Source organism: Saccharothrix sp. 6-C (genome assembly GCF_016695385.1).
Lineage (GTDB): Bacteria > Actinomycetota > Actinomycetes > Mycobacteriales > Pseudonocardiaceae > Actinosynnema > Actinosynnema texasense.
Window position 1 is genome coordinate 887,287 of sequence record NZ_CP064192.1, and the last position, 24,946, is coordinate 912,232.

Below are 24,946 nucleotides of genomic sequence, written 5' to 3' on the forward strand. Positions count from 1 at the left end.
ACGCCCGTCGACCGGTACCGGGTTTGTTCGGTTGCACCATTCGAGGGAGTGGTTTTTGTGCGGGTGTACGGGTTGACGAAGTTCAGCCGCGCGTGAAGACGATCTTGCCCGCGGTCTCGCCGTCGAGCATCGCGCGCAAGCCCTCCTCGACCCGCTCGAACGGCAGCTCCGCCCCGATCTGCGGGCGCAGGCCGGTCAGGTCGCAGAACGAGAGCAGGTCGCGCAGCTCCTCGCGCGTGCCCATGGTCGAGCCGACCACCCGCAGCTGGAGGAAGAACAGCCGCGGCAGCTCGGCCGCCGACGCGTCACCGCTCGTCGCGCCGGAGATGACCAGCGTGCCGCCCGGCTTGAGGGCCTTCATCGAGTGCGACCAGGTGGCCTTGCCGACGGTCTCGAACACCGCGTCCACCCGTTCGGGCAGCCGGGCGCCGGACTCGAACGCCTGGTGCGCGCCGAGGCTCTCGGCCAACGCCCGCTTCTCCTCGGTGCGGCCGGTCACCCACACGCGGAAACCCGCCGCGCGGCCCAGCTGCACCAACGCCGTCGACACGCCGCCGGACGCGCCCTGCACCAGCATCGTCTGCCCCGGCCGCAGCCCCGAGTTCACGAACAGCATCCGGTAGGCGGTCAGCCACGCCGTGCCCATGCACGCCGCCTCGGCGAAGCTCAGCCCCGCCGGCTTCGGCAGCGCGTTGCGCCCGGGCACGACGACGTAGTCGGCGAACGTGCCCTGGTGCTTCTCGGTGAGCAGGGTGCGGCGCGGGTCGAGCGTCTCGTCGCCGGACCAGTCGGGGTCGCCGATCACGGAGTGCAGCACGACCTCCGTGCCGTCCTCCAGCACGCCCGCGCCGTCACAGCCCAGCGTCATCGGGAACTGCTCGGGCTTGATCCCCACGCCGCGCAGCGTCCACAGGTCGTGCATGTTGAGGCTCGCCGCCTTGACGGCCACCTTCACCCAACCCTCCGGCACTTCGGGCTCCGGTCGTTCGCCCACGCGCAGGGCGGCGATCGGGTCTTGGGGGCTCGGCTCGGCTGCGTAGACGGCGAACATGCGGGCAACTTACCGAGTGGTAGTGATCCGTGTGCGGTGAAGCGCGTCACGGGACTAGGCTCGACGGCGTGGTTGACGCGTTCGCGCAGTGGTGGGACGGGGTCGAGCTGTGGCTGGCGCAGCTGGCGTTCCCGTTCCAGTTCGCGCTGCTCATGTGCGTGCTGCTGCCGCTGTCCCTGGGCGTGGCCCGGCTGATCGACCGGCTCGTGGACAACGCCTCGACCAGGTTCAACCCGGTGCCCAAGGTCGGTCCGGCAGGTGACGCCGACCAGCCCCGGGAGGTGGACGCGGGCAAGCCTTCGTAGGCTCTGCGTCCGTGACTCCCGCCCGGCGGCTCTCCGTCGCACTGCTCGGCCTGATCGCGCTGGTCGTGGTCGGCTACTTCGCCAAGGACCTCACCGGCACGTCGTCGGACCCCGCACCGCCCTCGTCGTCGTCGTCGGCTTCGGCTTCGGTGCCGGGCGCGGGCTCGGGGCTGCCGGTCGAGCCGCTGTCGAGCCTGCCCGCCCAGGTCAAGGCCACGTGGGAGCTGATCGGCAAGGGCGGCCCGTTCCCGTACCCGCGCAACGACGGCGTGACGTTCCAGAACCGCGAGAAGGTGCTGCCCGCCAAACCGTCCGACTACTACCGGGAGTACACCGTGCCCACGCCGGGCAGCGACGACCGCGGCGCGCGGCGGCTCGTGACCGGGTCGTCCGACGAGGTGTACTACACGGCCGACCACTACGAGTCGTTCGTTGTCGTGGACGTGAGCGGATGAGCCACCGGCACGTGGTGCGCCGGGGCGCCCACTCGAAGCAGGCCGCCATCGGGGCCATCGCGGAGGCGTTGAGCTTCCCCGGCTGGTTCGGCCACAACCTGGACGCGCTGTACGACTGCCTGACCGACCTGTCGTGGCTGCCCGAGGGCGAGCACGTGCTGGAGTGGGAGGGCGGCAACGACGCCGTGGAAGCCGTGCTGGCGGACGCGGCCGCCCGAACCGCCGAGCTGGGCGACCGCGTCCTGACCGTCGTCTACACCGACTGAGGCCCGTCAGTCCTCGGCGCCGGTCTCGTCGGTGGGAACCCACGAGGGCTTGCGCTTGCCGACGAACGCGGCGATGCCCTCCTGGCCCTCGGGGCCGCCGAAGTGCCGTGCGGACAGGGCCAGCATGTCGGCGAACACCTCGCCGAGGTCGGCGGACCGGGGCTCCTGGAGCATCCGCTTGGTGGCGGCCAGGGCGGTCGGCGCGCCGAGCGCGAGCATGTCGGTGTAGCGGGTGACCTCGGCGTCGAGGCCGTCGGCGGGCACGGCGGAGTTGATCAGGCCGACGGCGACGGCCTTCGGCGCGGCGAACGTCTCGCCGGTCAGGAACAGCTCGTGCGCGGCCCGGGGCAGCAGGCGGGGCAGCACGGTCACCGAGATGACCGCGGGCACCACGCCGATGCGGACCTCGCTGAACGCGAACGTGGCCGTGTCCGCCGCGACCGCGATGTCGCACGCCGCGACCAGGCCGACGCCGCCCGCGCGCGCCGGGCCCGCCAGCCGTGCCACCACGGGCTTCGGGCTGGTCCAGAGCTGCCGCAGGATCGCCGGGAACTCGTTGACCCCCTGCTGGTCGGCGCTCGCGCCGCCCGCCTCCTTGAGGTCCATGCCCGAGCAGAACACCGGTCCGGTGTGGCTCAGCACGATCACGCGCACGGCGTCGTCGGCCGTCGCGGTCTCCAGGTGCCCGGTCAGCTCGGCGCGCAGCTGCGCGGACAGGGCGTTGCGGTTGTGGGGGGAGTCCAGCGTGATCGTCGCGATGCCACGCCGCACCTCGTAGTGGACCAGCTCGTCTGCCATGGGCCGCACTCTACGATCCCGTGTCGTTGACAGCATCCTGTCAAAATGACAGGATGCTGTCATGAAGACGGAGACGGTCCACCTCGCCCTCTACGACACGCTCGCCGACTGGGAGTTCGGGTACGCGACGGCGCAGATCAACCTGCCGCAGTTCCAGAAGGCGCCCGGCCGGTACCGGGTGCGGACCGTCGGCGCCACGCTCGACCCCGTGACCTCCATCGGCGGCCTGCGGATCACGCCGGACCTGGCGTTGGCCGACGTCGACCCGGCGGACAGCGCGATGCTGATCCTGCCCGGCGCGGACACGTGGGAGAGCGGTGGCAACGCGGCGTTCGGGGCGGCGGCCCGGCGGTGGCTCGACGCGGGCGTGCCGGTGGCGGCGATCTGCGGCGCGACCGTCGGCCTGGCCGCCGAGGGCCTGCTGAACGACCGCCCGCACGGCGGCAACACGGTGCGGCAGTTGACGGCCGTGCCCGGGTACACCGGTGCGCCGCTGTTCAGCGGCGAGCGGGCGGTGCGGGCGGACGGCGTGATCACGGCGGGCGCGGCGTCGGCGTTGGAGTTCGCGCGGGAGATCTTCGTGGAGCTGGACCTGTACGAGCCGGCCGTGCTGGAGGCCTGGTACGGCCTGTACCGGACGGGCGACCCGTCGTGGTTCGGCAAGCTCGTCGCCGCGGTGTCGTGAGCGGGGTCGAGCCCCGCACCGAGGCGGGGGACGTGCTGACCGAGGTCGTCATGCGCACGTTCCGCCTCTACGGCGGGTTCCTGGAAGCGGCGGAGGTGATGACGAAACCGGTCGGCCTGACCGCCGCGTGGTGGCAGGTCCTCGGCGCCGTCCTGCGCGAACCGCTGCCCGTGTCGGGCATCGCCCGGGAGATGAGCCTGACCAGGCAGAGCGTGCAACGCATCGCCGACCTGCTGGTGGAGAAGGGACTGGCCGAGTACCTGCCCAACCCGGCCCACAAGCGCGCCAAGCTGCTCCACCCGACCACCGCGGGCCACGACGCCATCTCCCGCCTGGCCCGGGCCCAGCACGCCTTCACCAACCGCATCTCGGCCCAGGTGGACCTCGCCGACCTGCGCACCACCCTGACCGTCATGGACCGCCTGGTCCAAGCCCTGGAGTCCACCTCCCCTGACCACGAGAGTCCAACGTCCAGCGCTCGAGAGTCCTACGTTCACGACAGGTGAATTCAACACTCGGGCCTGGCGGGCGCCGCGCTGAGCGTTGAATTCAGGTGCTCTGAACGTAGGACTCTCGCGGCGTGGAGGTAGGACTCTCGCGGGTCAGGCGGTGGCGGCCAGGGGGGTCGGCAGGGCCGAGTGGTAGCGGTGGAGGATCAGCTCGGCCACTTCGGGGTCCGGGCCCAGGGGCGGGGCGATGAGGGCGTCGGGGCCGGCCAGGCGGGACACGCGGTCCGGGAGGAAGCCCGGGGCCAGGAACCAGGACGCCACGGCGATGCGGCGCGCGCCCCGGGCACGCAGGCGGGCGACCGCCGTGGGCACGTCGGGGGTGGCGGAGGAGGCGAAGGCCGCCTCGACGCCCGCCCAGCCGGAGCCGGCGGCCCAGCGGTCGGCGATGGAGGACACCAGGGCGTTCGCCGGCGCGTGGGACGAGCCCGCGCCCGCCAGGACCACGCCGAGCGTGCGGTCGCGGGAACGGACGCCGACCGACGCCAGGCGGCGCAGGGCGGCCGACTCCAGCCGCGGGTCCGGCCCGAGGACGTCGGCGATCGTCACGGCCAAGCCGGGCAGCCGCACGTCCGCCACCGCGCCCGGCACGTCCACCCGCGCGTGGAAAGCCTTGCCCAGCAACAACGGCACCACCACGGCCGAACGGTGACCGTCCGCGTACACCCCGCGCAGCACGTCACCCAGCAGCGGCGCGGAGAGGTCCAGGAAGGACCCGCGCACGTCCACCGACGGCGACAACGCCCGCACCACGTCCAACAACTGGTGCACCACGGCCGCCGAACGCGGATCACGACTGCCGTGCGCCACGGCCACCAACGCGGTCACAGCGCACCCGTCAACCCGCGCGCCCGCAGCACGGCCCGCTCCAACGGCCGGAACACCAGCAGCTCGATCCCCACGCCGACCAGCAGGATCAGGAAGATCGCCGCGATCACCATCGAGATGTCGTTCAACGCCGACCCGTTGTGCAGGTACTGCCCGAGCCCTTCGCCGAGCTGCGGCGACGTGGCGATGATCTCCGCCGCCATCAGCGACCGCCACGAGAACGCCCACCCCTGCTTCAACCCGGCCAGGTAGCCGGGCAGCGCGGCGGGCAGCAGGATGTGCCGGGCCGCCGCCATCCGACCCGCGCCCAACGCCTGGCCGACGCGCGGCAGCAGCGGCGGGATCTGGTCGACGCCGGACACCAGCCCGTTGGCGATCGACGGCACCGACCCCATCAGCACGACGAAGTAGATGGTCGTGGGCGTCGCGCCGAACCACAGGATGCCCGCCGGCACCCACGCCACCGACGGCAGCGACTGCAGGCCCGTCAACAGCGACCCGATGGCCGCCCGCACGACCCGCACCTTGGCGATCAGCAGCCCCAGCGGCGTGGCGATCACCACGGCGGTGAGGAAGCCGAGCACGGCGCGGCTGACCGAGGTCCACAGCACCTCGAACGCCCGGCCGGTCTCGACCGCCTCGGCCACGGCCGCCCACACCGAGCCGGGCGAGGGCAGCTGGTACTCGGGCCAGAACGCCAGCGCCCACAACGCCTGCCACACGCCCAGCAGCAGGGCGAACGCGATCAGCGGCGGCACGGCGGTGCGGACGAACCGCTTGCGCCACGACGGCCGCCGGTCCTCCGACGGCGCGTCGAGCGCGTCCAGCCCGGCGCCGACCGCCGCGAGGTCCGTGTCAAGCTGCGGCATGACCGCTGATCACCTCTCGCAGGTGGGTCGTGATGTCCTCGATGACGGCGGGCTCGTCGCAGTCCACGGTGGACCACTCGCGCACCACGCGGCCGGGCCGGGAGGACAGCAGCACGACCCGCTGGCCCAGCCGCACGGCCTCGCGCACGTCGTGGGTGACGAACAGGATCGCCGTCGACGTCTCCCGCCACACCCGCACCAGCTCCGCCTGGAGCACGTCGCGGGTGATGGCGTCCAGCGCGGCGAACGGCTCGTCCATCAGCAGCAGGCCGGGCGTGCCCGCTTCGGCGCTGCCCAGCGTGGACGCCAGGGCGCGCGCCAGCGCCACGCGCTGCCGCATGCCGCCGGACAGCTCGTGCGGGCGCTTGTGGCCCGCACCGACCAGCCGCACCAGCGACAGCAGCTCGCTGGCCTTCTCCCGGCGCGGACCCCGCTTGAGGCCCGCCAGCCGCAGCGGCAGCTCGACGTTGCGCGCCGCGGTCAGCCACGGCATGAGCGCGGCTTCCTGGAACATCACGGCGGGCCGTGACGTGGTCAGCTCGATGGTGCCCGAGGTGGGCGCGTCCAGCCCGGCGACCAGGTTCAGCAAGGTCGACTTGCCGCAGCCGGACGCGCCGAGCAGGCACACGAACTCGCCCGGCGCGACCGACAGGTCGACGCCGTCGAGCGCGACGACGCCGGCCGGGCCGTGGCCGAAGACCTTCCGCACCCCGGACAAGGTCACTGCGGCGTCCACGTCGGACACGGCCGCGGGGGTCTCAAGCGTGGCGGTCATGGTGTGCCTGCCTTCCTCGAGTTACTTCTTGTCCAGCCCGGCGGTGTCCACGGTCGGCTTGCCCGCCGCCGAGAGCACCTTGTTCAGCAGCGTGAAGTCGGCGAGCCCGGCCACGTCGGCGGCCTCCTTCGCCACACCCGCCGTCACCGCGTCCTTCGCGAGCTGCGGGAAGCTCTTGGCCTGCGGATCGACCGTCAGCTCGATGTTGTCGAACGCCCGGTCCAGCACCGGCTCACCCAGCGCCTTGCCGGTGAGGTCCTTCAGCGCCTTGTTGACGATCTGCTTGGCCTCGACCTTGCTGTTGAGCGCGAAGTCGGTGGCCGCGAGGTGGCCGCGCAGCAGCGCCTCGACCGTCTGCGGGTGCTCCTGGAGGAACTTGGTGCGCACCAGCAGCACCGTGGTCGGGAACTTGCCGCCCTCCCACAGGTCCTTCTCGTCGAGCAGCACCTTCGCGCCCGCGTCGAGCACCAGCCGCGACGACCACGGCTCCGGCGCCCACGCCCCCTGCACGTCGCCCTTCTTGAACAGGTCGAGCGACTGCGAGTTCTCCGTGTTGGTGACGTTGACCTGGTCGGCGCCCGCGCCGACGGCCAGCTTCTCGTCGGACAGCCACTTCTTCAGCGCGACGTCCTGCGTGTTGCCGAGCTGCGGGGTGGTGATGACCTTGCCCTTGAGGTCGGCGGCCGAGGCGATGTCGGGCGCGACCACGAGCTGCGCGCCGCCGGAGGTGGCGCCGGAGACGAGCCGGACCGCCTCTCCCTTGGACTTGGCGTAGGCGTTGATGGCCGGGCCGGAACCGATGAACGTGGCGTCCAGCGACTCGCCGAGCAGCGCGTTCACCGCCTCCGGACCCGCGTTGAACGTCTGGGTGGTGAGCTTGGTGCTGCCGAGTTCCTTGGTGAACAGGCCCTTGTCGACACCGATCAGCGCGGCGGCGTGGGTGACGTTGGGGAAGTAGCCGAGGCGGATCTCCGCGGCCGCCCCCTTGTCCTGCGCGGGCGCGGCGTTGTCGACTCCGGTGTCCGCCCGCGAGCAGGCGGCGAGGGCGACGAGGGCGGTGGCTATGGCCAGGGACTTGGTCAGGATGCGGCTGCTCACGGCGGCGGTGGCCTTTCTGGGTCAGGGACCGGGGGAGACGAGGGCGTGGTTGTCGGGCAGGGCGGCGTCGCCGCCCTCGGTACAGCTGTCCACGCCGTCCACCTCCGGCAGCGGGGCCCCCACGAGCCCGGCGGCCAACGTGCTCCCGTCGGCGGCGTCGATGACCAGGAACGCCCCCGTCCGGCGGTCCTTCGTGTAGTCGTCCACCGGGATCGGCTCGGCGGTGCGCACCGACACCTGGCCGATCTCGTTGAGGGACAAGGAGTCCGGTGCGTCGGTGCTGCCGAGCTTCTGCTCGTCGAACCGGGTGCGCAGCTCGGTGACGATCGCCTGCACGGTCCGCGTGCCGTGCTTGACCAGCACGCGCGCCCCCGGCGTCAGCGGCTTCTCCGACAGCCAGCACACCGTGGCGTCGAACTCGTCGGTCACCCTCGGCGGCTGCCCGGCGGTGGCGATCAGGTCGCCGCGGGAGATGTCGAGGTCGTGCGCCAGCAGCAGGGTCACCGAGTGGCCCGCGGCGGCTTCCGGCAGCGGGCCGTCGGCGGTGTCGATGCCGGTCACTGTGGAGCGCAGCCCGGCGGGCAGCACGGCGATCTCGTCGCCGACCCGCACGGTGCCCGCCGCGACCTGGCCCGCGTACCCGCGGTAGTCCGGGTGCTCGGCGGTGCGCGGGCGGATCACGTACTGCACCGGGAAGCGGAACGGCGCGTCGTGCGCGTCCGGCTCGACCGGCACCGACTCCAGGTGCTCCAGCAGCGTCGGGCCGTCGTACCAGGGCGTCCGCGCCGAGCGCTCCACCACGTTGTCGCCCGCCAGGGCGGAGACGGGGATCTCCACCACGGCGTCCTCGGCGTACCCGAGGGCGGTGGCGTGGGCGGTGAACTCCTTGGCGATGCGGGCGAACGTCACCTCGTCGAAGTCGACCAGGTCGATCTTGTTGACCGCCAGCACCAGGCGCGGCACGCCGAGCAGCGCCAGCACGGCCGCGTGCCGCCGGGTCTGCTCGATGACGCCCTTGCGCGCGTCGACCAGCAGGACGCCGAGCTGCGCGGTGGACGCGCCGGTCACCGTGTTGCGGGTGTACTGCACGTGGCCGGGGGTGTCGGCCAGCACGAACGAGCGCTTGGGCGTGGCGAAGTAGCGGTAGGCCACGTCGATGGTGATGCCCTGCTCGCGTTCCGAGCGCAGGCCGTCCACCAGCAGCGAGAGGTCCGGGGTGGTCAGGCCGCGGTCGGCGCTGGCGCGGTGCACCGCGTCCAGCGTGTCGGCCAGCACCGACTTGGTGTCGTACAGCAACCTGCCGACCAGCGTGGACTTGCCGTCGTCCACGCTGCCCGCCGTCGCCAACCTCAACAGGTCGCTCATCTAGAAGTAGCCCTCCCGCTTGCGGTCTTCCATGGCGGCCTCGGACAGCCGGTCGTCCGCGCGGGTCGCGCCGCGCTCGGTGAGCCTGCTGGCCGCCACCTCGGCGATGACGGCCTCGATGTCGGCGGCGTCGGACTCGACCGCGCCGGTGCACGACCCGTCGCCGACGGTCCGGTAGCGGATGGTCTTCTCGAGCTTCTCCTCGCCCTCGCGAGGACCGCCCCAGGGGCCTTCCGCCAGCCACATCCCGTCGCGCAGGTACACCTCGCGCCGGTGGGCGTAGTAGATCGACGGCAGCTCGATGCCCTCGCGGGCGATGTAGTGCCACACGTCCAGCTCGGTCCAGTTGGACAGCGGGAACACCCGGACGTGCTCGCCGGGGCGGTGGCGGCCGTTGTAGAGGTTCCACAGCTCCGGGCGCTGCCGGCGCGGCTCCCACTGGCCGAAGGAGTTGCGCAGGCTGAAGATCCGCTCCTTGGCGCGGGCCCGCTCCTCGTCCCGGCGACCGCCGCCGAACACGGCGTCGAACTTGTGGCCGGTGATCGCGTCCAGCAGCGGCACGGTCTGCAGCGGGTTGCGCGTGCCGTCGGGGCGCTCGGCCAGCCGGCCGTCGTCGATGTAGTCCTGCACCTTGGCGACTTCCAGCCGCAGCCCGTGGCGGGCCACGACCTGGTCGCGGAACTCGATGACCTCGTCGAAGTTATGCCCGGTGTCCACGTGCAGCAGCGGGAACGGCACCGGCGCCGGCCAGAAGGCCTTGACCGCGAGGTGCAGCAGCAGGGTGGAGTCCTTGCCGCCGGAGAAGAGGATCACCGGCCGGTCGAACTCGCCCGCCACCTCGCGGAAGATGTGGATCGCCTCGGACTCGAGGCGGCCCAACGTGTCGAGAGCTGTCGCGGTGGTCATCCGTGCAACCCGCATTCGGTCTTGGACAGGCCCGCCCACCGGCCGCTGCGGGCGTCGGCGCCCGGCAGCGGCTTCGCGGTGCACGGAGCGCAGCCGATGGAGGGGTAACCCGCCTGCACGAGCGGGTTCTCCAGGATCCCGTGCTCGGCGATGTAGGCGTTGAACTCGTCGTCGGACCAGGGCGCGATCGGGTTGACCTTGACCAGGCCGTTGCGCTCGTCCCACATCACGATCGGCGTGTTCGCCCGGGTCGGCGCGTCCACGCGGCGCACGCCGGTGACCCACGCGTCGTAGTTCTTCAGCGTGCGCTGCAACGGGATGACCTTGCGGAGCTGGCAGCACCGGCCCGGGTCGGTCTGGTTCAGCAGGCCGAACCGCGCCTCCTGGTCGGCCACCGACTGCTCGGCCGCGGCGTTGACGATGTGCACGCCGGGGTAGACCAGGTCGACGGCGTCCCGCGTGCCGATGGTCTCGGCGAAGTGGTAGCCGGTCTCCAGGAACAGCACGTCGACGTCCGGCTTGACCTTGGTGGCCAGGTCGACCAGGACGGCGTCCTGCATGTTCGACGCGACGATCCAGCTCTCGCCGAACGTGCGGGCGGTCCACGCGAGCGCCTCTTCGGGGCCGGCGTCCGCCAGCTCGACCGAAGCGGCCTCCGCGATCACCTTCAGTTCCTCGACCCGGGTGGGGGCGGTCATCGCTGCACCTCCTGAGGAAGGTTGAGACCAACGAACTTGACGGTGAACACGCGGCGACAGGAGGCGCACAGCCACGAGTGGCCGGGCTCCTCCTGCGGACGGAGGTCCTCGTCGCCGCAGTAGGGGCAGTAGAAGGGGGTGGCCCGCTCGCTCACTTCAGGTCACCTTCGTCGGCTCGGGCGACCCACTGCGCGAACCGCTCGCCGGCCTCGCGCCCGGCCACGAAGTTGCGCACCACGCGCTCGACGTAGTCCGACAGCTCGGCGGCGGTGACCTTGTGGCCGCGCAGCTTGCGGCCGAAGCCCGCGTCCAGGCCGAGCCCGCCGCCCAGGTGCACCTGGAAGCCCTCGACCTGCCTGCCGTCGGCGTCGGTGACGATCTGGCCCTTGAGCCCGATGTCCGCGGTCTGGATCCGGGCGCACGAGTTCGGGCAGCCGTTGATGTGCACGGAGATCGGCTCGGTCACGCCCGCCACGACGTCGGCCAGCCGCGACTCCAGCGCGGACACCAGGTCCACCGCGCGCGCCTTGGTCTCGACGATCGCGAGCTTGCAGAACTCGATGCCGGTGCAGGCCATCACGCCGCGCCGCCACGGCGACGGCTCGGTCTGCAGCCCCAGCTTCGCCAGGTCCGCCTGGAGGTTCTGCACCTCGGCCTCGGGCACGTCGAGCACCACGAGCTTCTGCTGCGGCGTCAGCCGGACCCGGCCCGAACCCGCCCGCTCCGCCACCTTGGCCACCTCGACCAGCGTGGAGCCGGACACCCGGCCCGCGATCGGGGCCGCGCCGACGTAGCACAGGCCGTCCTTCTGCCGGTGCACGCCGATGTGGTCGCGCGGCGTCGCGGGGTTCTCCGGCGCCGGGCCGTCGACCATCTTGCGCTTGAGGTACTCGTTCTCGAGAACTTCCCTGAACTTCTCCGGCCCCCAGTCGGCGACCAGGAACTTGATCCGGGCGCGGTGCCGCAGCCTGCGGTAGCCGTAGTCGCGGAAGACGCTGATCACGCCCTCCCACACGTCCGGCACCTCGTCCACCGGCACCCACGCGCCGAGCCGCTTGCCGATCATCGGGTTGGTGGACAGGCCGCCGCCGACCCACAGGTCGAAGCCGGGGCCGTGCTCGGGGTGGTCCACGCCGACGAACGCCACGTCGTGGATCTCGTGCGCGGTGTCGGGCAGGCCGGAGATCGCCGTCTTGAACTTGCGCGGCAGGTTCGAGAAGCGCGGGTCGCCGATGTAGCGGCGCAGGATCTCGTCGATCGCGGGGGTGCCGTCGACCAGCTCGTCCTCGGCGATGCCCGCCACGGGGGAGCCGAGGATGACGCGCGGGCTGTCGCCGCAGGCCTCCATCGTGGTCAGGCCCGCGTCCTCCAGCTTCCGCCAGATCGTCGGCACGTCCTCGATGCGGATCCAGTGGTACTGCACGTTCTGCCGGTCGGTGATGTCGGCGGTGTCGCGGGCGTAGGTCTGGGACAGCTCGCCGATCAGCGCGAGCTGCTGCGTGGTGAGCTTGCCGCCGTCGACGCGGACCCGGAGCATGAAGTACTCGTCGTCCAGCTCTTCCGGCTCCAGCGTCGCCGTGCGTCCGCCGTCGATGCCGGGCTTGCGCTGGGTGTAGAGGCCGTACCAGCGGAAACGGCCGCGCAGGTCGGCCGGGTCGATCGAGTCGAAGCCGCCGTGGGCGTAGATGTTCTCGATCCGCGAGCGGACGTTGAGCGGGTTGTCGTCCTTCTTGCTCCGCTCGTTCGGGTTCAGCGGCTCGCGGTAGCCCAGCGCCCACTGCCCCTCACCTCGGCGCTGCTTGCCGCGCTGAGGCGTCGTCGTCGGGGGGACCATCCTCGTCCTCCGGGGATTCGGGGCGCTGGTGCGCGTGCGAGTCCCAGGACAGCCGTGGTGGGGGTCTCGTCAGCGCACCCGGCGCCGACGGGAACAAAAAGGCAGGCGCGGGTTATGCCGAACGACGGCACATCGCGCTGGAGACACGACGGAAGTCGACGTGGCGGCGGACCACCAGGCGGACTCCGGTCGATGTCATGTGCCTCAGCGTGCCACGCGTCCATCTCGTGGTCCACCGCCATCCGCATCGTGGGACGGGGTTGCGCTGCTGGTAGATGGGACAATGGGCGTCATGCCCTCCGCTCTGCCGATCGGTGATCCCTCGCCCTCCGACGGCTCCCTCCCCGCCTCCGCGCTCACCGGTCTGGGTGACCGCCCGTTCGGGGTCTACGTGCACGTCCCGTTCTGCGCGACCCGGTGCGGTTACTGCGACTTCAACACTTACACCGCCGGTGAGCTGGGCACTTCCGCCTCACCGGCGTCCTGGATGGAGGGTCTGCGCCGGGAGCTGGACCTCGCCGCGACCGTGCTGGGTGACCCACCGGCGGTCGATACGGTGTTCGTGGGTGGTGGCACACCGTCGCTGCTGGGCGCCGCCGGACTGGGCCAGGTGCTCGACGCGGTGCGGTCCTCGTTCGGCCTCGCGCCGGGCGCGGAGGTCACCACGGAGTCCAACCCGGAGTCCACCTCGCCCGAGTTCTTCTCAGCCATCCGTGACGCTGGTTACACCCGCGTCTCGCTCGGCATGCAGTCGGCCGCCCGGCACGTGCTGGCCGTGCTCGACCGCGTGCACACCCCGGGCCGTCCGGTCGCCGCCGCGAAGGAGGCCCGCGAGGCGGGCTTCGAGCACGTGAACCTCGACCTCATCTACGGCACGCCGGGCGAGACCGTCGCCGACCTCCGCTCGTCGCTCGACGCCGTCCACAGCGCGGGCGTGGACCACGTCTCGGCCTACGCGCTGATCGTGGAGGAGGGCACCGCGCTGGCCCGCCGGGTGCGCCGGGGCGAGCTGCCGATGCCGGACGACGACGTGCTCGCCGACAAGTACGAGCTGATCGACGCGGCCATGACCGCGCAGGGCCTGACCTGGTACGAGGTGTCGAACTGGGCCGCGTCGGCGGACGCCGCCTGCCGGCACAACCTGCTGTACTGGCAGGGGGCCGACTGGTGGGGCGCGGGCCCCGGCGCGCACAGCCACGTCGGCGGCGTGCGCTGGTGGAACGTGAAGCACCCGGCGAAGTACGCCGAGCTGCTGGCCGCCGGCTCGTCACCCGCCGCGGGCCGCGAGGTCCTCGCCGACGACGACCGCCGGGTGGAACGCGTGCTGCTGGAGCTGCGCCTGGCCACCGGCCTGCCGCTGGACGTCCTCGACGACGAGGGCCGGGCCGAGGCGAAGGTCGCCGCCGCCGACGGCCTGCTCGACCAGGCCGCCCTCGACGACGGCCGCTGCGTGCTCACCGACCGGGGCAGGCTGCTCGCCGACGCCGTGGTGCGCCGGCTCACCTGACCGCGTCGGCCGCGGCCCGGTGCGGACCGCGGCCGACGCGGGGTGCCTCAGGCGAGGCGGTCCGGCAGCGCGGCGAGGGTGTAGTTCGCCCAGACGTAGCTGTCCATCTGGTGCTGGTCGGCGGACAGGTTGACCACCCGGTCGATCTTGCCGTCGGCGTCGAAGTGCCACAGCAGGGCCCACAGGGTGTCGACCTTGCCCTCGCCCGCGGTGGTCCAGCCGCGGTGCACGTCCACCACGTACTCCTCGTTGGCCTCCAGGAACAGCGGGTCGGCCTGGAAACCCGCCTTGCCCAGCTCGGTGAAGAAGGCCGCGACCTCCTCCACACCCCGCTTGGTGCCCGACAGCGGGTGGTGGCCCGGGATGGTCCACTCGATGTCGTCGGTCATCACGCCACGCATGGCGTCGAGGTCGTAGGTGGCGTACGCGGCGAAGAACTTGGTGATGGCGTCGAGCTTGGCGGCCTTGTCGGCGCTCATGGAACCTTCCCCCAGTGGACGCGGCATGGTGCTTTCCGGCCGGCCACCCTAGCCAAGCCGACGGGCGCGGGTGATCACTTCAGGCTGATCGACGCGGACTCCCCGATCGTCCGGTAGCCCAGCGCCCCGTACAGGCGGGTCACCTTCCAGTCCGGCTCGGTCTCCAGGAACGGGGTGCAGCCCGCGTCGAACACCCGCGCGGTGAGGTCGGCGCACACCGCCGACGCGATGCCACGCCCCCGCAGCCGCGCCGGCACCGCGATGCCCGCGACCTGCGACAACCCGTGCCTCGGCGCGGTGCAGGCCCCCGCGCCCGCCGGCTCGCCGGCCAGCCGGGCCAGCACGATCACCCCGTCGTCGCGCAACAGCGAACGCTGCCGCGCCACGTCCCGCGCGCCGACCTCCCCGGCCACGTCGAACGCCGTGTTCTGCACCACCGACACCGCGAGCAGGTCCTCGTCCGAGGTCACCGCCTCGATCGTCAGCCCGGCGGGCGGCGGCGGCACCACCAGGTCGTCGACCGCCATCACCGGCAGCAGGTGGTCGACGGTGAACCCGGCCGCCGCCAGCGCCGCGTCCACCGCCGGCGACGGTCGCAGGTACTCCAGCCTCGGCGTGCGCGACCGCTCCCGGAACGCCGCCACCAGCGCGGCCACCTCACCCGCGGTCGGCGCCGCGCCCTCGTCCGGCACGGCGTAGTTCACGGACAGGTCGTCGCTGTGCTCGTCGAAGCGGACCAGGAACGGTCCGACGCGCTCGGCGTCGGCCCTGATCGCGTCGCGCAGGGCGGCCTGGATGCGGGTGAGCACGCCCGAAGCTACCCACCTCACCGAAGTGCGGCGAGCGGGTTTTCCGATCCGGGCCCGAACCTCCGTAAACTCAAGGTGAAGCAGCCTGTCCGTCCTGGAGGTGACGCGCGTGAACGCCGATGAGCGCCGGTTCGAAGTGCTGCGCGCGATCGTCGCCGACTACGTGTCCAACCAGGAGCCGGTCGGCTCGAAAGCCCTGGTCGAACGGCACAACCTGGGTGTGTCGAGCGCGACCGTGCGCAACGACATGGCCACGCTGGAAGAGGACGGGTACATCACCCAGCCGCACACCAGCGCCGGCCGCGTGCCGACCGACAAGGGCTACCGCCTGTTCGTGGACCGGCTCAGCGAGGTCAAGCCGCTGTCCACGCCCGAGCGCAGGGCCATCCAGAACTTCCTCGAAGGCGCCTACGACCTCGACGACGTGCTGCGGCGCAGCGTCCGGCTGCTGGCCCAGCTGACCCGTCAGGTCGCCGTCGTCCAGTACCCGACGCTGAGCCGCTCCACCGTCCGGCACATCGAAGTGCTCGCCATCACACCGGCGCGCCTGATGCTGGTGCTGATCACCGACACCGGCCGGGTCGACCAGCGCTCGGTCGACCTCGGCGACGTGATCACCGAGGACAACGTGGCCCGCATCCGGTCCATGCTCAACGGCGCCATGGTCGGCAAGCGCCTGTCCGACGCCTCCGCCGAGGTCGCGAAGCTGCCCGACGACTCGCCCGGCGAGCTGCGCGACATCGTGCTGCGGGTGAGCACGGTGCTCATCGAATCGCTGGTGGAGCACCCCGAGGAACGCCTGGTCCTGGGTGGCACGGCGAACCTCACCCGCAACGTGGCAGACTTCCCCGGTTCGCTGCGCCAGGTGCTCGAGGCGCTGGAGGAGCAGGTCGTGGTGCTCAAGCTGCTCGCCACGGCCCGCGACCCGGGTCGCATCCTGGTGCACATCGGCGAGGAGAACGAAGCGGCCGAGATGCGCAGCACCTCGGTCGTGTCCATCGGCTACGGCAGCCGGGACAACCTGCTCGGCGGCATGGGAGTGGTGGGGCCCACCCGCATGGACTACCCCGGCACGATGGCGGCGGTGCGAGCGGTCGCCAACTACGTGGGGGAGATCTTGACCGGACGGTGACGGCGGGGGAACACCGCGGTCCCGCAGGACGTTTCGCAAGCGAGCGGACGCGTGTCGAAGCGCGTTCGCAGGAGGAAACACGGTGGCGAGGGACTACTACGGCACGCTCGGGGTCCAGAAGAACGCGACTCCCGACGAGATCAAGCGCGCCTACCGCAAGCTCGCGCGGCAGCTGCACCCCGACGTGAACCCCAACGAGGAAGCACGCTTCAAGGAGGTGACCGCCGCCTACGAGGTCCTGTCGGACCCCAAGAAGCGGCAGGTCGTCGACCTGGGCGGCGACCCGCTGGAGCCAGGCGGCGGTGGGATGCGCGGCGGCGGCGACCCGTTCGCGGGATTCGGTCTCGGCGACATCATGGACGCCTTCTTCGGCGCGGGCGGCGGTGGCGGACGCGGTCCGCGCAGCCGCGTGCAGCCGGGCTCGGACGCGTTGATCCGGCTGTCGATGACGCTGGAGGAGTGCGCGGCGGGCGCGTCGCGCGAACTGACCGTCGACACGGCCATCCTGTGCGACCGGTGCGTCGGCAGCGGCTGCGCGGACGGCTCGTCCCCCGTGCGCTGCGACACGTGCGGCGGGCGCGGCGAGGTGCAGTCGGTGCAGCGCTCGTTCCTCGGCCAGGTCGTCACGGCGCGGCCGTGCCCGGTCTGCCGCGGCCTCGGCGAGGTCATCCCCGACCCGTGCCAGCAGTGCGCGGGCGAGGGCCGGGTGCGCTCGCGGCGCACCATCTCGGTGCAGATCCCGGCCGGCGTGGCCGAGGGCATGCGGGTGCGGCTCGCGGGCCAGGGCGAGGTCGGCCCCGGCGGCGGACCGGCCGGCGACCTCTACGTCGAGGTCGAGGAGGTGCCGCACGAGGTCTTCGAGCGCGACGGCGCCAACCTGCACTGCTCCGTGCGCATCCCGATGACCACCGCCGCCCTGGGCGCCGTGCTGCCGTTGGCGACCCTGGACGGCGAGGAGGAGCTGGAGATCGAGCCCGGCACCCAGCCGAACACCGAGCTGGTGCTCACCGGGCGCGGCATGCCCCGGCTGCGCTCCAGCGGCCGCATCGACGGCCGCGGCGACCTGCACGTGCACCTGGAGGTCGTCACGCCGACCAAGCTGGACGCCCGGCAGGCCGAACTGCTGCGCGAGCTCGCCGTGACGCGCGGCGAGGACGAGCCGACGCTCGCGCACAACGGCAAGGGCGGCGGCGGGCTCTTCTCGCGGCTGCGGTCCGGCCGCAACCACCGGTGACGCTGCCGGTCTTCCTGGTCGCCGCGCTGCCGCCCGGTGACGAGGCCGTCCTGGACGGCCCCGAGGGGCGGCACGCGGCCACCGTGCGCCGGTTGCGCGCGGGGGAGGAGCTGGTGCTCTCCGACGGCACGGGCGCCCAGGTGCGGTGCGTGGTGTCGGAGGCGGCCAAGGACTCCCTGCGGCTGCGCGTCGTCGAGCGGTGGACCGTGCCCGAACCGGCCGTGCGGGTCGTCGTGGCGCAGGCGCTGGTGAAGGGCGACCGGGGTGAACTGGCCGTCGAGCTGGCCACCGAGGCCGGGGTCGACGGCGTCGTGCCGTGGCGTGCCTCGCGCTGCGTGACGAAGTGGGAGGACGGGCCGCGCGGCGCGAAGGCCCTCGAACGCTGGCGCAGCACCGCGCGCGAGGCGGCCAAGCAGGCCCGCCGGGCGCGCGTGCCGTCGGTCGCCGAACCCGTCACGACGGCCGGGCTCGCGCGGTTGGCGTCGTCCTCGGCGGTCACTTTGGTTTTGCACGAATCCGCTTCCGTCGGCCTCGGATCGGTTCAGTTGCCCGCATCGGGTGATGTGCTGCTCGTCGTCGGACCGGAAGGCGGGATCACCGACGAGGAATTGTCCACGTTGACCGGTGCGGGCGCGCACGTAGTGCGACTGGGACCTACCGTTCTGCGAGCGTCGACCGCGGCGGCGGTCGCTTTGGGTGCGCTGGGTGTGCTGACCGATCGCTGGCGGTAATTGGTGTTGCCCTCTTCTGGCGAACGCCTGACATAGGGGTTACGCTGATGGCAGAGGGGTTGCATTGGTCTAACCAAGATCGGCTCCTCGACCGACTCGCCGGACACCTCCCCCCTCGGTCCGGCGCCGCCGCGTCGCGGTGGGACGACCCCCAGGTCCCACCGCGATGCGGCCACTTTTTTGTCGCCAAGGGGTTTCGATTGCGCATCGTCTACGGACCGCACCCGAGCCAGTTCGGTGAGTTTTCCACGCCGACCGGTGAATCGTTTCCGGTGATCGTGGTAATCCACGGTGGTTTTTGGCACCAGCGCCACGGATTGGAACTCGGCCGACCGTTGGCCGCTGACCTGGTCATTCACGGCGCGGCCGCGTACAACATCGAGTACCGGCGGGTAACCGGTGGTGGCGGTTGGCCCGCCACCGGTGACGACGTGCTCGCCGCCCTCGACGCCCTCGACCCCGCACTGGGCCCGGTGGTCACCCTGGGTCACTCCGCCGGCGGGCACCTGGCGGTGTGGGCCGCCGCCCGCCACCCCCGCGTCGTCGGCGCCGTGGCCCAAGCCGGCGTCCTCGACTTCCTCCAGCACCCGCGGATCACCCGCCGCGCCGCCGAACTGCTCGGCGGCACCCCGGCCGAGGTGCCGGCGCTCTACGCCGACGCGTCGCCCGCGGCCCTGCTGCCCATCCCGAAGCCCCTGGTGCTGGTCCACGGCGAGGACGACGAGGACGTGCCGTTCGAGCAGAGCGAGGCGTTCGCCCGCGCTTCCGGCGCCGAGCTGATCGCCCTCCCTGCCACCGACCACATGTCCCTGATCACCCCGGGCACCGCGGCCTGGACCGCCTGCCGCACCGCCGCCCTCCGCCTCGCCCGGACGTAGGACACACGCGCGTGTCCTACGTCCAGAACGCGCGTGTCCTACGTTCGGAACACCCGAGTTGAACGCCCAGCACGCGTGACCGCCCGGGTCGGTAGCCTGCGGAGCCATGTCCGACTGCCTGTTCTGCCGCATCGTGGCCCGCGAGATCCCGGCGACCGTGGTGCACGAGACCGACACCACCCTGGCGTTCCGCGACATCGCGCCCCAAGCCCCGACGCACGTCGTGCTGGTGCCGAAGGCCCACGCCGCGGACGCCGTGGCCCTGGCCGCCGCCGCGCCCACCGTGCTGGACGACCTGTTCCTGGCCGCCGGCGAGGTGGCTAAGGCCGAGGGCGTCGCCGACAGCGGCTACCGGCTGCTGTTCAACACCGGCGCCGACGCGGGCCAGACCGTCTTCCACGCCCACCTGCACGTCCTCGGCGGCCGGCCGCTCGGCCCGCTCGCCTGAGCCGTCCTACCCCAAGGCCTGCATCACCGGCGCGTACAGGCGCGCGCGGTCACCGCTGAACGCACCGCGCACCATCAGGTCCACGGTGAACCGCGGCACCACCCCGCGCGCCTCCAGCCACGCCGCCAACGCCGCGTCACGCACGTCCACCCGCACCGTCGCGCCCACCGCCACGTCCGCGACCAACTCCGCCGCCCGCGCCGCCGACGGCGCCACCACCGGGCCCACCATCGTCAACGGCCCGTTGCGCCAGGCCGCCACGAACCCGTCGTCGGCCACCCTGACCTGCGACGCGAACCCGAACAGCGCGTCCACCACCGCCGACCGGTCGGCGCCGAACACCTCGGCATCGACCGCCGCCAGCCCAGGCAGGTCCGCCTCCACCGCCGGCCGCGACGTGCCCGAGGCCGCGTCGTCGAACGGGCCGACGTGCGCCGTCACCAGCCCCACCGACCGGAACCCCAGCTTCTCGTACAGCGGCTTGCCGTACGAAGTCGCGTGCAACGACGCCACCGGCGTGCCCGCGAACCCGAGCGCGTGCTCCACCAACCGCCGCCCGAGCCCGCGCCCGCCGTGGCTCGACGCCACCAGCACCATGCTGACCGCCGCGTGCTCGTCACCGAACCGGGTGACGATGGTGGTGCCGACCAGCTCATCGCCGTCGAACAGGCCGAACCCGGTCCCGACCCGCAGCAGGAACGCCCACTTGGCCGGCTCCTCCGGCCACCCCCGGTCCGCCGCGAGGCGGACGCAGGCGGGGAGGTCGTCGGGGGTGAGCACGCGCAACTCCGTCACGGCTCCGAGTACACCCGCCGTGTCCAACCCGTTTCTTACTCCGGTGCGGAGTGTCGGTGGTGGCGGCTAGCATCGGGAGCGGTAGGTCGAACTCACCAGAGCACGGCGCGAACGCGCAGGAAGAGGGCCCGAGGCCACGTGGCCGGTACCGACGACAACACGCCGCAGCCAGTCCACGCGGCGGCCGACGCCCAATCCAAGTTCGCCGTGCCAGACGGCGCGGTGCTCGCCCTGCTCGGATCGCGTGACGAGAACCTCCGGCTCGCGGAGGAACTGCTGGTCGCGGACGTGCACGTGCGCGGCAACGAGATCACCCTGTCCGGCCAGCCCGCCGACGTGGCGTTCGCCGAGCGCGTGTTCGCCGAGCTGGTCACGCTCGCCAGCCGCGGTCAGCAGGTCGGCCAGGACACGGTCCGCCGCACGGTCGCGATGCTGTCCGCGGGCACCTCGGAGTCGCCTGCCGAGGTGCTGAGCCTCGACATCATCTCCCGGCGCGGCCGCACCATCCGGCCCAAGACGTTGAACCAGAAGCACTACGTGGACGCGATCGACCAGAACACCGTGGTGTTCGGCATCGGTCCCGCGGGCACCGGCAAGACCTACCTGGCGATGGCGAAGGCCGTGCAGGCGTTGCAGGCCAAGCAGGTCAACCGCATCATCTTGACCCGGCCGGCGGTCGAGGCCGGTGAGCGGCTCGGCTACCTGCCCGGCACGCTGTACGAGAAGATCGACCCGTACCTGCGGCCCCTCTACGACGCGCTGCACGACATGGTCGACCCCGAGTCGATCCCGCGCCTGACCCAGGCGGGCACGATCGAGGTCGCCCCACTGGCCTACATGCGTGGTCGGGCACAGCCGGTGTTCACCAACGTGCTCACCCCGGACGGCTTCCGGCCCATCGGCAGCCTCCAGGTCGGCGATCTGGTCATCGGTTCGAACGGCGAGCCCACCCCGGTCCTCGGCGTCTTCCCGCAGGGCGTGAAGGACGTCTACCGGGTCACGGCCCAGGACGGCGCCTCGACGCTGGCCTGCGGTGACCACCTCTGGACGGTGCGCACCAGGTCCGACCGCCGGCGGAACAAGCCGTGGCGGGTCCTGGAGACCAAGGAGATGATCGGCGACCTCCGCGCCGCCCACGCGCGTCGTTACGAGTTGCCGCTGCTCAGCGCCCCGACCTGCCACCCGGCGCGCGAGGTCCCGATGGACCCGTACGCCTTGGGCCTGCTGCTCGGCGACGGCTGCCTGACCGGATCGACCACGCCGTCCTTCGCGACCGACGACCCCGAGTTGGCGGTCGCGCTCCAGTCCGCTCTGCCGGGCATCGCGGTGAACTGGAAGGACCGGGTGAACTACACCCTCAACCGGGTGAAGTCGCCGGGCGATGTCGTGACGCTGGAGAACCCCGTCACCGGGGCGCTCCGGGCGTTGAGCCTGCTCGGCACCCGGTCGCACACGAAGTTCGTCCCGGAGGTCTACCTCGCCAACGCGGTCGAGGTCAGGTTGGCGCTGCTGCAAGGCCTGCTGGACTCCGACGGCGGGCCGGTCACGCAGTCCGGGCGCACCTGCCGCATCCAGTACACGACCACGTCCGCCCGGCTCAGGGACGACGTGATCGGCCTGGTCCGGTCGCTGGGCGGCGTGGCCTACACGCGCACCCGCGTGGCGGAGGGGAGGCGGCCGGGCTTCGCGAACGGCCGGGCGGTTCGCTACGTCCACGACGCGCACGTCGTCGACATCCGGTTGCCCGAGGGCGTCGAGCCCTTCCGGCTCGCCCGCAAGCGCGAGAAGTACCTCGCGGCCGGCGGCGGCGGGCGGCCGATGCGGTTCATCGACAGCATCGAGCCCGCAGGCCGCACCGAGGCGGTGTGCATCCAGGTGGCCGCGGCGGACTCGCTGTACGTCACCGAGGACTACCTGCTGACCCACAACACGCTGAACGACGCGTTCATCATCTTGGACGAGGCGCAGAACACGACGCCCGAACAGATGAAGATGTTCCTCACCCGGTTGGGGTTCGGCTCCAAGATCGTGGTGACTGGTGACATCACGCAGATCGACCTGCCCGGCGGGCAGCGCAGCGGTCTGAAGGTCGTCAAGGACATCCTCGAAGGCGTGGAAGACGTCCACTTCTCCGTCCTGACCAGCAACGACGTGGTCCGCCACCGGCTGGTCGCGGACATCGTGGACGCCTACGAGAAGTGGCAGGTCGAGCAGGACGAAGGCGACGCGGCCGACCGGCACCAGCACCACGCCGGACCCGGTGCGCGGTCGCGCGGGCAGCGCCGGGGACGATAGGCGCCGTGAGCATCGAGATCGCGAACGAGTCGGGCGTGAACGTGGACGAGCCGTCCATCGTCGCCGCCGCCCGGTTCGCCCTGGACCGGATGGGCGTCAGCCCGTTGGCCGAGCTGTCCGTCCTGCTGGTCGAGCTGGACGTGATGGCGGACCTGCACCAGCGCTGGATGGACCTGCCCGGCCCGACGGACGTGATGGCGTTCCCGATGGACGAGCTGGACTCCGCGCGCCGGCCGGACGCGGCGGGCCTCGGCCCGGCGCTGCTCGGCGACATCGTGCTGTGCCCGGACTTCGCCAAGGACCAGGCCAAGAAGGCGGGCCACAGCCTGCTGGACGAGCTGCACCTGCTGACCGTGCACGGCGTGCTGCACCTGCTCGGCTACGACCACGCGGAGCCGGCCGAGGAGCGGGAGATGTTCACGTTGCAGAACCGCATCCTGGGCGACTTCCGCACGGCGGCGGCCGAGGCGGAGCGCAAGTCGGCGCAGCGCGAGGCCGACTCGAAGCTCCTCGGGGCGGTCGGCCTGGAGGACGCGGACCGGCCCGAGCCGACAGCCTGAGGCGGCCGAGGTGATAGGCAGTTCCGCCGGCCTGCTGGTGCTGGCCGTGGTGTTGGTGTTGTCGGCAGGCGCGTTCGCGGGTGTGGACGCGGCGCTGGGCACGGTGTCGCGGGCGCGCGTCGAGGCGTTGCAGCGGCAGGGCCGGGCGGGCACGGGGCACTTGATCCAGCTGCTGGCCGACCGGCCGCGGCACGTGAACCTGCTGCTGTTGCTGCGCCTGGGCTGCGAGCTGGCGGCGACGGTGCTGGTGACCGTGGTGTGCCTCGGCCTGATCGCCACCGACTGGGTGGCGATGCTGGTCGCCGGGCTGAGCATGCTCGTGGTGTCGTACGTGCTGGTCGGCGTGGGTCCGCGCACGCTCGGCAGGCAGCACCCGTACGCGGTGAGCCTGCTGGCGGCGGGTCCGATCCGGGTGCTCGGCCGCGTGCTGGGCCCGTTGAGCAAGCTGCTGATCCTGGTCGGCAACGCGATCACGCCGGGTCGGGGTTTCCGCGAGGGCCCGTTCTCGTCCGAGGTCGAGCTGCGCGAGCTGGTGGACATGGCGCAGGAACGCGGCGTGGTGGACGAGGGCGAGCGGGAGATGATCCACTCGGTCTTCGAGCTCGGCGACACGATCGCGCGCGAGGTGATGGTGCCGCGCACCGAGATCGTGTGGATCGAGCAGGCCAAGTCGATCCGCCAGGCGCTGGCCCTGTCGCTGCGCACCGGGTACACGCGGGTGCCGGTGATCGGGGAGAGCGTGGACGACATCGTCGGCGTGGTGAACCTCAAGGACCTGGTGCGGCTGACGTTGTCCGAGGAGCCGAACGGCACGTCGGTGGCGGACGTGATGAAGCCGGCGTCGTTCATCCCGGACTCGAAGCCGATCGCGGACCTGCTGCGGGAGATGCAGCTGTCGCGCAACCACCTGGCGGTCGTGGTGGACGAGTACGGCGGCACGGCGGGCCTGCTCACCATCGAGGACATCCTGGAGGAGATCGTCGGTGAGATCACCGACGAGTCCGACACCGAGGACCGGCCGCCGGTGGAGCACCTGACGGACGGTTCGGTGCGGGTCAGCGCGCGGTTGCCGGTGGACGACCTGGACGCGTTGTTCGGCACGGAGCTGGACGACCACGAGGTGGAGACGGTCGGCGGCCTGCTGGCGCAGCGGTTGGGCCGCGTGCCGCTGCCGGGCACGGAGGCCGAGATCGCGGGTCTGCGGATGCGGGCCGAGGGCGGCAAGGACGAACGCGGGCGGATGCGCATCACGACGGTGCTGGTGCGCCCGGTGAACAACGGCGACGACAGCGAGGGGACCAGCGGTGAGTGACCTCGACCCCGAGGACCAGAAGATCGTCACGCTGGCGCGTTCGGCGCGGGCCCGGACGGGCGCGGCCGAGGGTGCGGCGGTGCGCGACACCGACGGTCGGACCTACGCGGCGACCACGGTCGCGTTGCCGTCGCTGAAGCTGACCGCCCTGCAAGCGGCGGTCGCGGCGGCCGTGTCGAGCGGCGCCGAGGGGGTGGAGGCGGCGGCCGTCGTGACCGCCGCGTCGGAGGTGGACGGGGACTCCGTGGCCGCCGTGCGGGACCTGACCGCCGGCGCGCCGGTGCTGCGCGCCGACGCGTCCGGCGCCGTGCAGGAGACCGTGTAGCG

28 protein-coding genes and 3 pseudogenes are annotated in these 24,946 nt (G+C 72.1%); 17 read left to right on the forward strand and 14 right to left on the reverse strand.

Annotation, left to right across the window (positions count from 1 at the left end):
- Positions 1–82: 82 nt before the first annotated feature.
- Positions 83–1,051, reverse strand: a complete 969-nt coding sequence (locus tag IOD16_RS04110; RefSeq protein ID WP_123743593.1) for a zinc-binding dehydrogenase — start codon at positions 1,049–1,051, stop codon at positions 83–85.
- Positions 1,052–1,119: 68 nt separating this feature from the next.
- Between IOD16_RS04110 and IOD16_RS04115 the strand changes: the two genes are divergently transcribed.
- Genes IOD16_RS04115 through IOD16_RS04125 form a run of 3 tightly spaced genes read left to right on the forward strand, consistent with a single transcriptional unit; the run spans position 1,120 to position 2,077 of the window.
- Positions 1,120–1,356 carry a hypothetical protein gene (locus tag IOD16_RS04115; protein ID WP_123743592.1) on the forward strand — a complete coding sequence of 79 codons (237 nt, stop codon included), beginning with the start codon at positions 1,120–1,122 and terminating at the stop codon, positions 1,354–1,356.
- Positions 1,357–1,367: 11 nt separating this feature from the next.
- Positions 1,368–1,811, forward strand: coding sequence for a ribonuclease domain-containing protein (locus IOD16_RS04120; protein WP_201438947.1), 444 nt, complete (start codon positions 1,368–1,370; stop codon positions 1,809–1,811).
- Positions 1,808–2,077, forward strand: a complete 270-nt coding sequence (locus IOD16_RS04125) for a barstar family protein (protein WP_123743590.1) — start codon at positions 1,808–1,810, stop codon at positions 2,075–2,077. The genes IOD16_RS04120 and IOD16_RS04125 overlap by 4 nt, the downstream gene beginning before the upstream one ends.
- Before the next feature lie 6 nt (positions 2,078–2,083).
- On the opposite strand, the gene IOD16_RS04130 is transcribed toward IOD16_RS04125, so the two are convergent.
- Positions 2,084–2,875, reverse strand: coding sequence for an enoyl-CoA hydratase-related protein (locus IOD16_RS04130; RefSeq protein ID WP_201438948.1), 792 nt, complete (start codon positions 2,873–2,875; stop codon positions 2,084–2,086).
- A gap of 61 nt (positions 2,876–2,936) precedes the next feature.
- Between IOD16_RS04130 and IOD16_RS04135 the strand changes: the two genes are divergently transcribed.
- Together IOD16_RS04135 and IOD16_RS04140 are read left to right on the forward strand one after the other, a co-directional pair.
- Positions 2,937–3,560 carry a DJ-1/PfpI family protein gene (locus IOD16_RS04135; protein ID WP_201438949.1) on the forward strand — a complete coding sequence of 208 codons (624 nt, stop codon included), beginning with the start codon at positions 2,937–2,939 and terminating at the stop codon, positions 3,558–3,560.
- Positions 3,557–4,066 carry a MarR family winged helix-turn-helix transcriptional regulator gene (locus IOD16_RS04140; RefSeq protein ID WP_236594744.1) on the forward strand — a complete coding sequence of 170 codons (510 nt, stop codon included), beginning with the start codon at positions 3,557–3,559 and terminating at the stop codon, positions 4,064–4,066. Before IOD16_RS04135 ends, IOD16_RS04140 begins: the two co-directional genes overlap by 4 nt.
- Positions 4,067–4,162: 96 nt before the next feature.
- Here IOD16_RS04140 and IOD16_RS04145 read toward each other — a convergent pair whose 3' ends face one another.
- Genes IOD16_RS04145 through IOD16_RS04180 form a run of 9 tightly spaced genes read right to left on the reverse strand, consistent with a single transcriptional unit; the run spans position 4,163 to position 12,439 of the window.
- Positions 4,163–4,894 carry a sirohydrochlorin chelatase gene (locus tag IOD16_RS04145; RefSeq protein ID WP_123743585.1) on the reverse strand — a complete coding sequence of 244 codons (732 nt, stop codon included), beginning with the start codon at positions 4,892–4,894 and terminating at the stop codon, positions 4,163–4,165.
- The gene (locus IOD16_RS04150) at positions 4,891–5,763 is read right to left on the reverse strand and encodes an ABC transporter permease (RefSeq protein ID WP_201438950.1); all 873 of its coding nucleotides are present in this window, start codon (positions 5,761–5,763) and stop codon (positions 4,891–4,893) included. Before IOD16_RS04150 ends, IOD16_RS04145 begins: the two co-directional genes overlap by 4 nt.
- Positions 5,750–6,538: an ABC transporter ATP-binding protein gene (locus tag IOD16_RS04155; RefSeq protein ID WP_123743583.1), complete on the reverse strand. Its 789-nt coding sequence runs from the start codon at positions 6,536–6,538 to the stop codon at positions 5,750–5,752. Before IOD16_RS04155 ends, IOD16_RS04150 begins: the two co-directional genes overlap by 14 nt.
- Positions 6,539–6,559: 21 nt before the next feature.
- Positions 6,560–7,636, reverse strand: a complete 1,077-nt coding sequence (locus IOD16_RS04160; protein ID WP_201438951.1) for an ABC transporter substrate-binding protein — start codon at positions 7,634–7,636, stop codon at positions 6,560–6,562.
- A 21-nt stretch (positions 7,637–7,657) separates the two neighbouring features.
- Entirely contained in the window at positions 7,658–9,001 is a 1,344-nt protein-coding gene (locus IOD16_RS04165) for a sulfate adenylyltransferase subunit 1 (RefSeq protein WP_123743581.1), read from the reverse strand.
- Positions 9,002–9,907, reverse strand: a complete 906-nt coding sequence (gene cysD / locus IOD16_RS04170) for a sulfate adenylyltransferase subunit CysD (protein ID WP_236594745.1) — start codon at positions 9,905–9,907, stop codon at positions 9,002–9,004.
- A complete protein-coding gene (locus IOD16_RS04175; RefSeq protein ID WP_123743579.1) occupies positions 9,904–10,605 on the reverse strand; it encodes a phosphoadenylyl-sulfate reductase in 702 nt (233 codons plus the stop codon). The genes cysD and IOD16_RS04175 overlap by 4 nt, the downstream gene beginning before the upstream one ends.
- A complete protein-coding gene (locus IOD16_RS39910; protein ID WP_123743578.1) occupies positions 10,602–10,760 on the reverse strand; it encodes an Insertion element protein in 159 nt (52 codons plus the stop codon). Before IOD16_RS39910 ends, IOD16_RS04175 begins: the two co-directional genes overlap by 4 nt.
- The gene (locus tag IOD16_RS04180; RefSeq protein WP_201438952.1) at positions 10,757–12,439 is read right to left on the reverse strand and encodes a nitrite/sulfite reductase; all 1,683 of its coding nucleotides are present in this window, start codon (positions 12,437–12,439) and stop codon (positions 10,757–10,759) included. Before IOD16_RS04180 ends, IOD16_RS39910 begins: the two co-directional genes overlap by 4 nt.
- 292 nt (positions 12,440–12,731) lie before the next feature.
- Between IOD16_RS04180 and hemW the strand changes: the two genes are divergently transcribed.
- The gene (gene hemW, locus IOD16_RS04185) at positions 12,732–13,946 is read left to right on the forward strand and encodes a radical SAM family heme chaperone HemW (RefSeq protein ID WP_123748045.1); all 1,215 of its coding nucleotides are present in this window, start codon (positions 12,732–12,734) and stop codon (positions 13,944–13,946) included.
- A gap of 47 nt (positions 13,947–13,993) precedes the next feature.
- Here the strand turns inward: hemW and IOD16_RS04190 are convergent, their stop codons facing one another.
- Positions 13,994–14,425, reverse strand: a complete 432-nt coding sequence (locus IOD16_RS04190; protein ID WP_170185097.1) for a nuclear transport factor 2 family protein — start codon at positions 14,423–14,425, stop codon at positions 13,994–13,996.
- 74 nt (positions 14,426–14,499) lie between these two features.
- Positions 14,500–15,234 carry a GNAT family N-acetyltransferase gene (locus IOD16_RS04195; RefSeq protein ID WP_201438953.1) on the reverse strand — a complete coding sequence of 245 codons (735 nt, stop codon included), beginning with the start codon at positions 15,232–15,234 and terminating at the stop codon, positions 14,500–14,502.
- Between the two features lie 109 nt (positions 15,235–15,343).
- On the opposite strand from IOD16_RS04195, the gene hrcA reads away from it, so the two are divergent.
- The 5 genes from hrcA (at position 15,344) to IOD16_RS04220 (ending at position 19,657) form a co-directional block, all read left to right on the forward strand.
- A complete protein-coding gene (gene hrcA / locus IOD16_RS04200) occupies positions 15,344–16,366 on the forward strand; it encodes a heat-inducible transcriptional repressor HrcA (protein ID WP_123743574.1) in 1,023 nt (340 codons plus the stop codon).
- Between the two features lie 82 nt (positions 16,367–16,448).
- On the forward strand, positions 16,449–17,600 hold the full coding sequence (gene dnaJ / locus IOD16_RS04205; protein WP_123743573.1) for a molecular chaperone DnaJ: 1,152 nt from the start codon (positions 16,449–16,451) through the stop codon (positions 17,598–17,600).
- Complete coding sequence (locus IOD16_RS04210; RefSeq protein WP_201438954.1) at positions 17,597–18,331, forward strand: 16S rRNA (uracil(1498)-N(3))-methyltransferase; 735 nt, start codon at positions 17,597–17,599, stop codon at positions 18,329–18,331. Before dnaJ ends, IOD16_RS04210 begins: the two co-directional genes overlap by 4 nt.
- 200 nt (positions 18,332–18,531) lie before the next feature.
- Positions 18,532–19,209: an alpha/beta hydrolase family protein gene (locus IOD16_RS04215; protein WP_328809412.1), complete on the forward strand. Its 678-nt coding sequence runs from the start codon at positions 18,532–18,534 to the stop codon at positions 19,207–19,209.
- 106 nt (positions 19,210–19,315) lie between these two features.
- Positions 19,316–19,657 (forward strand): histidine triad nucleotide-binding protein, encoded by a 342-nt coding sequence (locus IOD16_RS04220; protein WP_123743570.1) that lies wholly within the window; start codon positions 19,316–19,318, stop codon positions 19,655–19,657.
- Between the two features lie 6 nt (positions 19,658–19,663).
- Here the strand turns inward: IOD16_RS04220 and IOD16_RS04225 are convergent, their stop codons facing one another.
- A complete protein-coding gene (locus tag IOD16_RS04225) occupies positions 19,664–20,452 on the reverse strand; it encodes a GNAT family N-acetyltransferase (RefSeq protein ID WP_201438956.1) in 789 nt (262 codons plus the stop codon).
- Between the two features lie 138 nt (positions 20,453–20,590).
- On the opposite strand from IOD16_RS04225, the pseudogene IOD16_RS39915 reads away from it, so the two are divergent.
- The 6 genes and pseudogenes from IOD16_RS39915 to IOD16_RS04245 form a co-directional block, all read left to right on the forward strand.
- A pseudogene (locus IOD16_RS39915) lies at positions 20,591–21,301 on the forward strand (PhoH family protein); the annotation flags it as partial.
- 351 nt (positions 21,302–21,652) lie between these two features.
- Positions 21,653–22,123, forward strand: a pseudogene (locus IOD16_RS39920) (LAGLIDADG family homing endonuclease); the annotation flags it as partial.
- 258 nt (positions 22,124–22,381) lie between these two features.
- Positions 22,382–22,747, forward strand: a pseudogene (locus tag IOD16_RS39925) (PhoH family protein); the annotation flags it as partial.
- 5 nt (positions 22,748–22,752) lie between these two features.
- Positions 22,753–23,307, forward strand: a complete 555-nt coding sequence (ybeY, locus tag IOD16_RS04235; RefSeq protein ID WP_123743568.1) for an rRNA maturation RNase YbeY — start codon at positions 22,753–22,755, stop codon at positions 23,305–23,307.
- A gap of 13 nt (positions 23,308–23,320) precedes the next feature.
- On the forward strand, positions 23,321–24,619 hold the full coding sequence (locus tag IOD16_RS04240; RefSeq protein WP_201441192.1) for a hemolysin family protein: 1,299 nt from the start codon (positions 23,321–23,323) through the stop codon (positions 24,617–24,619).
- Positions 24,612–24,944 (forward strand): cytidine deaminase, encoded by a 333-nt coding sequence (locus IOD16_RS04245; protein ID WP_123743566.1) that lies wholly within the window; start codon positions 24,612–24,614, stop codon positions 24,942–24,944. The genes IOD16_RS04240 and IOD16_RS04245 overlap by 8 nt, the downstream gene beginning before the upstream one ends.
- The last annotated feature ends 2 nt before the right edge of the window (positions 24,945–24,946 follow it).

Excerpts from the sequence above, each read along its gene's own strand:
- IOD16_RS04130 (WP_201438948.1), bottom strand. The coding sequence starts at position 2,875 with ATGGCAGACGAGCTGGTCCACTACGAGGTGCGGCGTGGCATCGCGACG.
- IOD16_RS04190 (WP_170185097.1), bottom strand. The coding sequence starts at position 14,425 with ATGAGCGCCGACAAGGCCGCCAAGCTCGACGCCATCACCAAGTTCTTC.
- IOD16_RS04165 (WP_123743581.1), bottom strand. The coding sequence starts at position 9,001 with ATGAGCGACCTGTTGAGGTTGGCGACGGCGGGCAGCGTGGACGACGGC.
- IOD16_RS04155 (WP_123743583.1), bottom strand. The coding sequence starts at position 6,538 with ATGACCGCCACGCTTGAGACCCCCGCGGCCGTGTCCGACGTGGACGCC.
- IOD16_RS04110 (WP_123743593.1), bottom strand. The coding sequence starts at position 1,051 with ATGTTCGCCGTCTACGCAGCCGAGCCGAGCCCCCAAGACCCGATCGCC.
- IOD16_RS04135 (WP_201438949.1), top strand. The coding sequence starts at position 2,937 with ATGAAGACGGAGACGGTCCACCTCGCCCTCTACGACACGCTCGCCGAC.
- cysD (WP_236594745.1), bottom strand. The coding sequence starts at position 9,907 with ATGACCACCGCGACAGCTCTCGACACGTTGGGCCGCCTCGAGTCCGAG.
- IOD16_RS04175 (WP_123743579.1), bottom strand. The coding sequence starts at position 10,605 with ATGACCGCCCCCACCCGGGTCGAGGAACTGAAGGTGATCGCGGAGGCC.
- IOD16_RS04150 (WP_201438950.1), bottom strand. The coding sequence starts at position 5,763 with ATGCCGCAGCTTGACACGGACCTCGCGGCGGTCGGCGCCGGGCTGGAC.
- IOD16_RS04220 (WP_123743570.1), top strand. The coding sequence starts at position 19,316 with ATGTCCGACTGCCTGTTCTGCCGCATCGTGGCCCGCGAGATCCCGGCG.
- hemW (WP_123748045.1), top strand. The coding sequence starts at position 12,732 with ATGCCCTCCGCTCTGCCGATCGGTGATCCCTCGCCCTCCGACGGCTCC.
- IOD16_RS04125 (WP_123743590.1), top strand. The coding sequence starts at position 1,808 with ATGAGCCACCGGCACGTGGTGCGCCGGGGCGCCCACTCGAAGCAGGCC.
- IOD16_RS04180 (WP_201438952.1), bottom strand. The coding sequence starts at position 12,439 with ATGGTCCCCCCGACGACGACGCCTCAGCGCGGCAAGCAGCGCCGAGGT.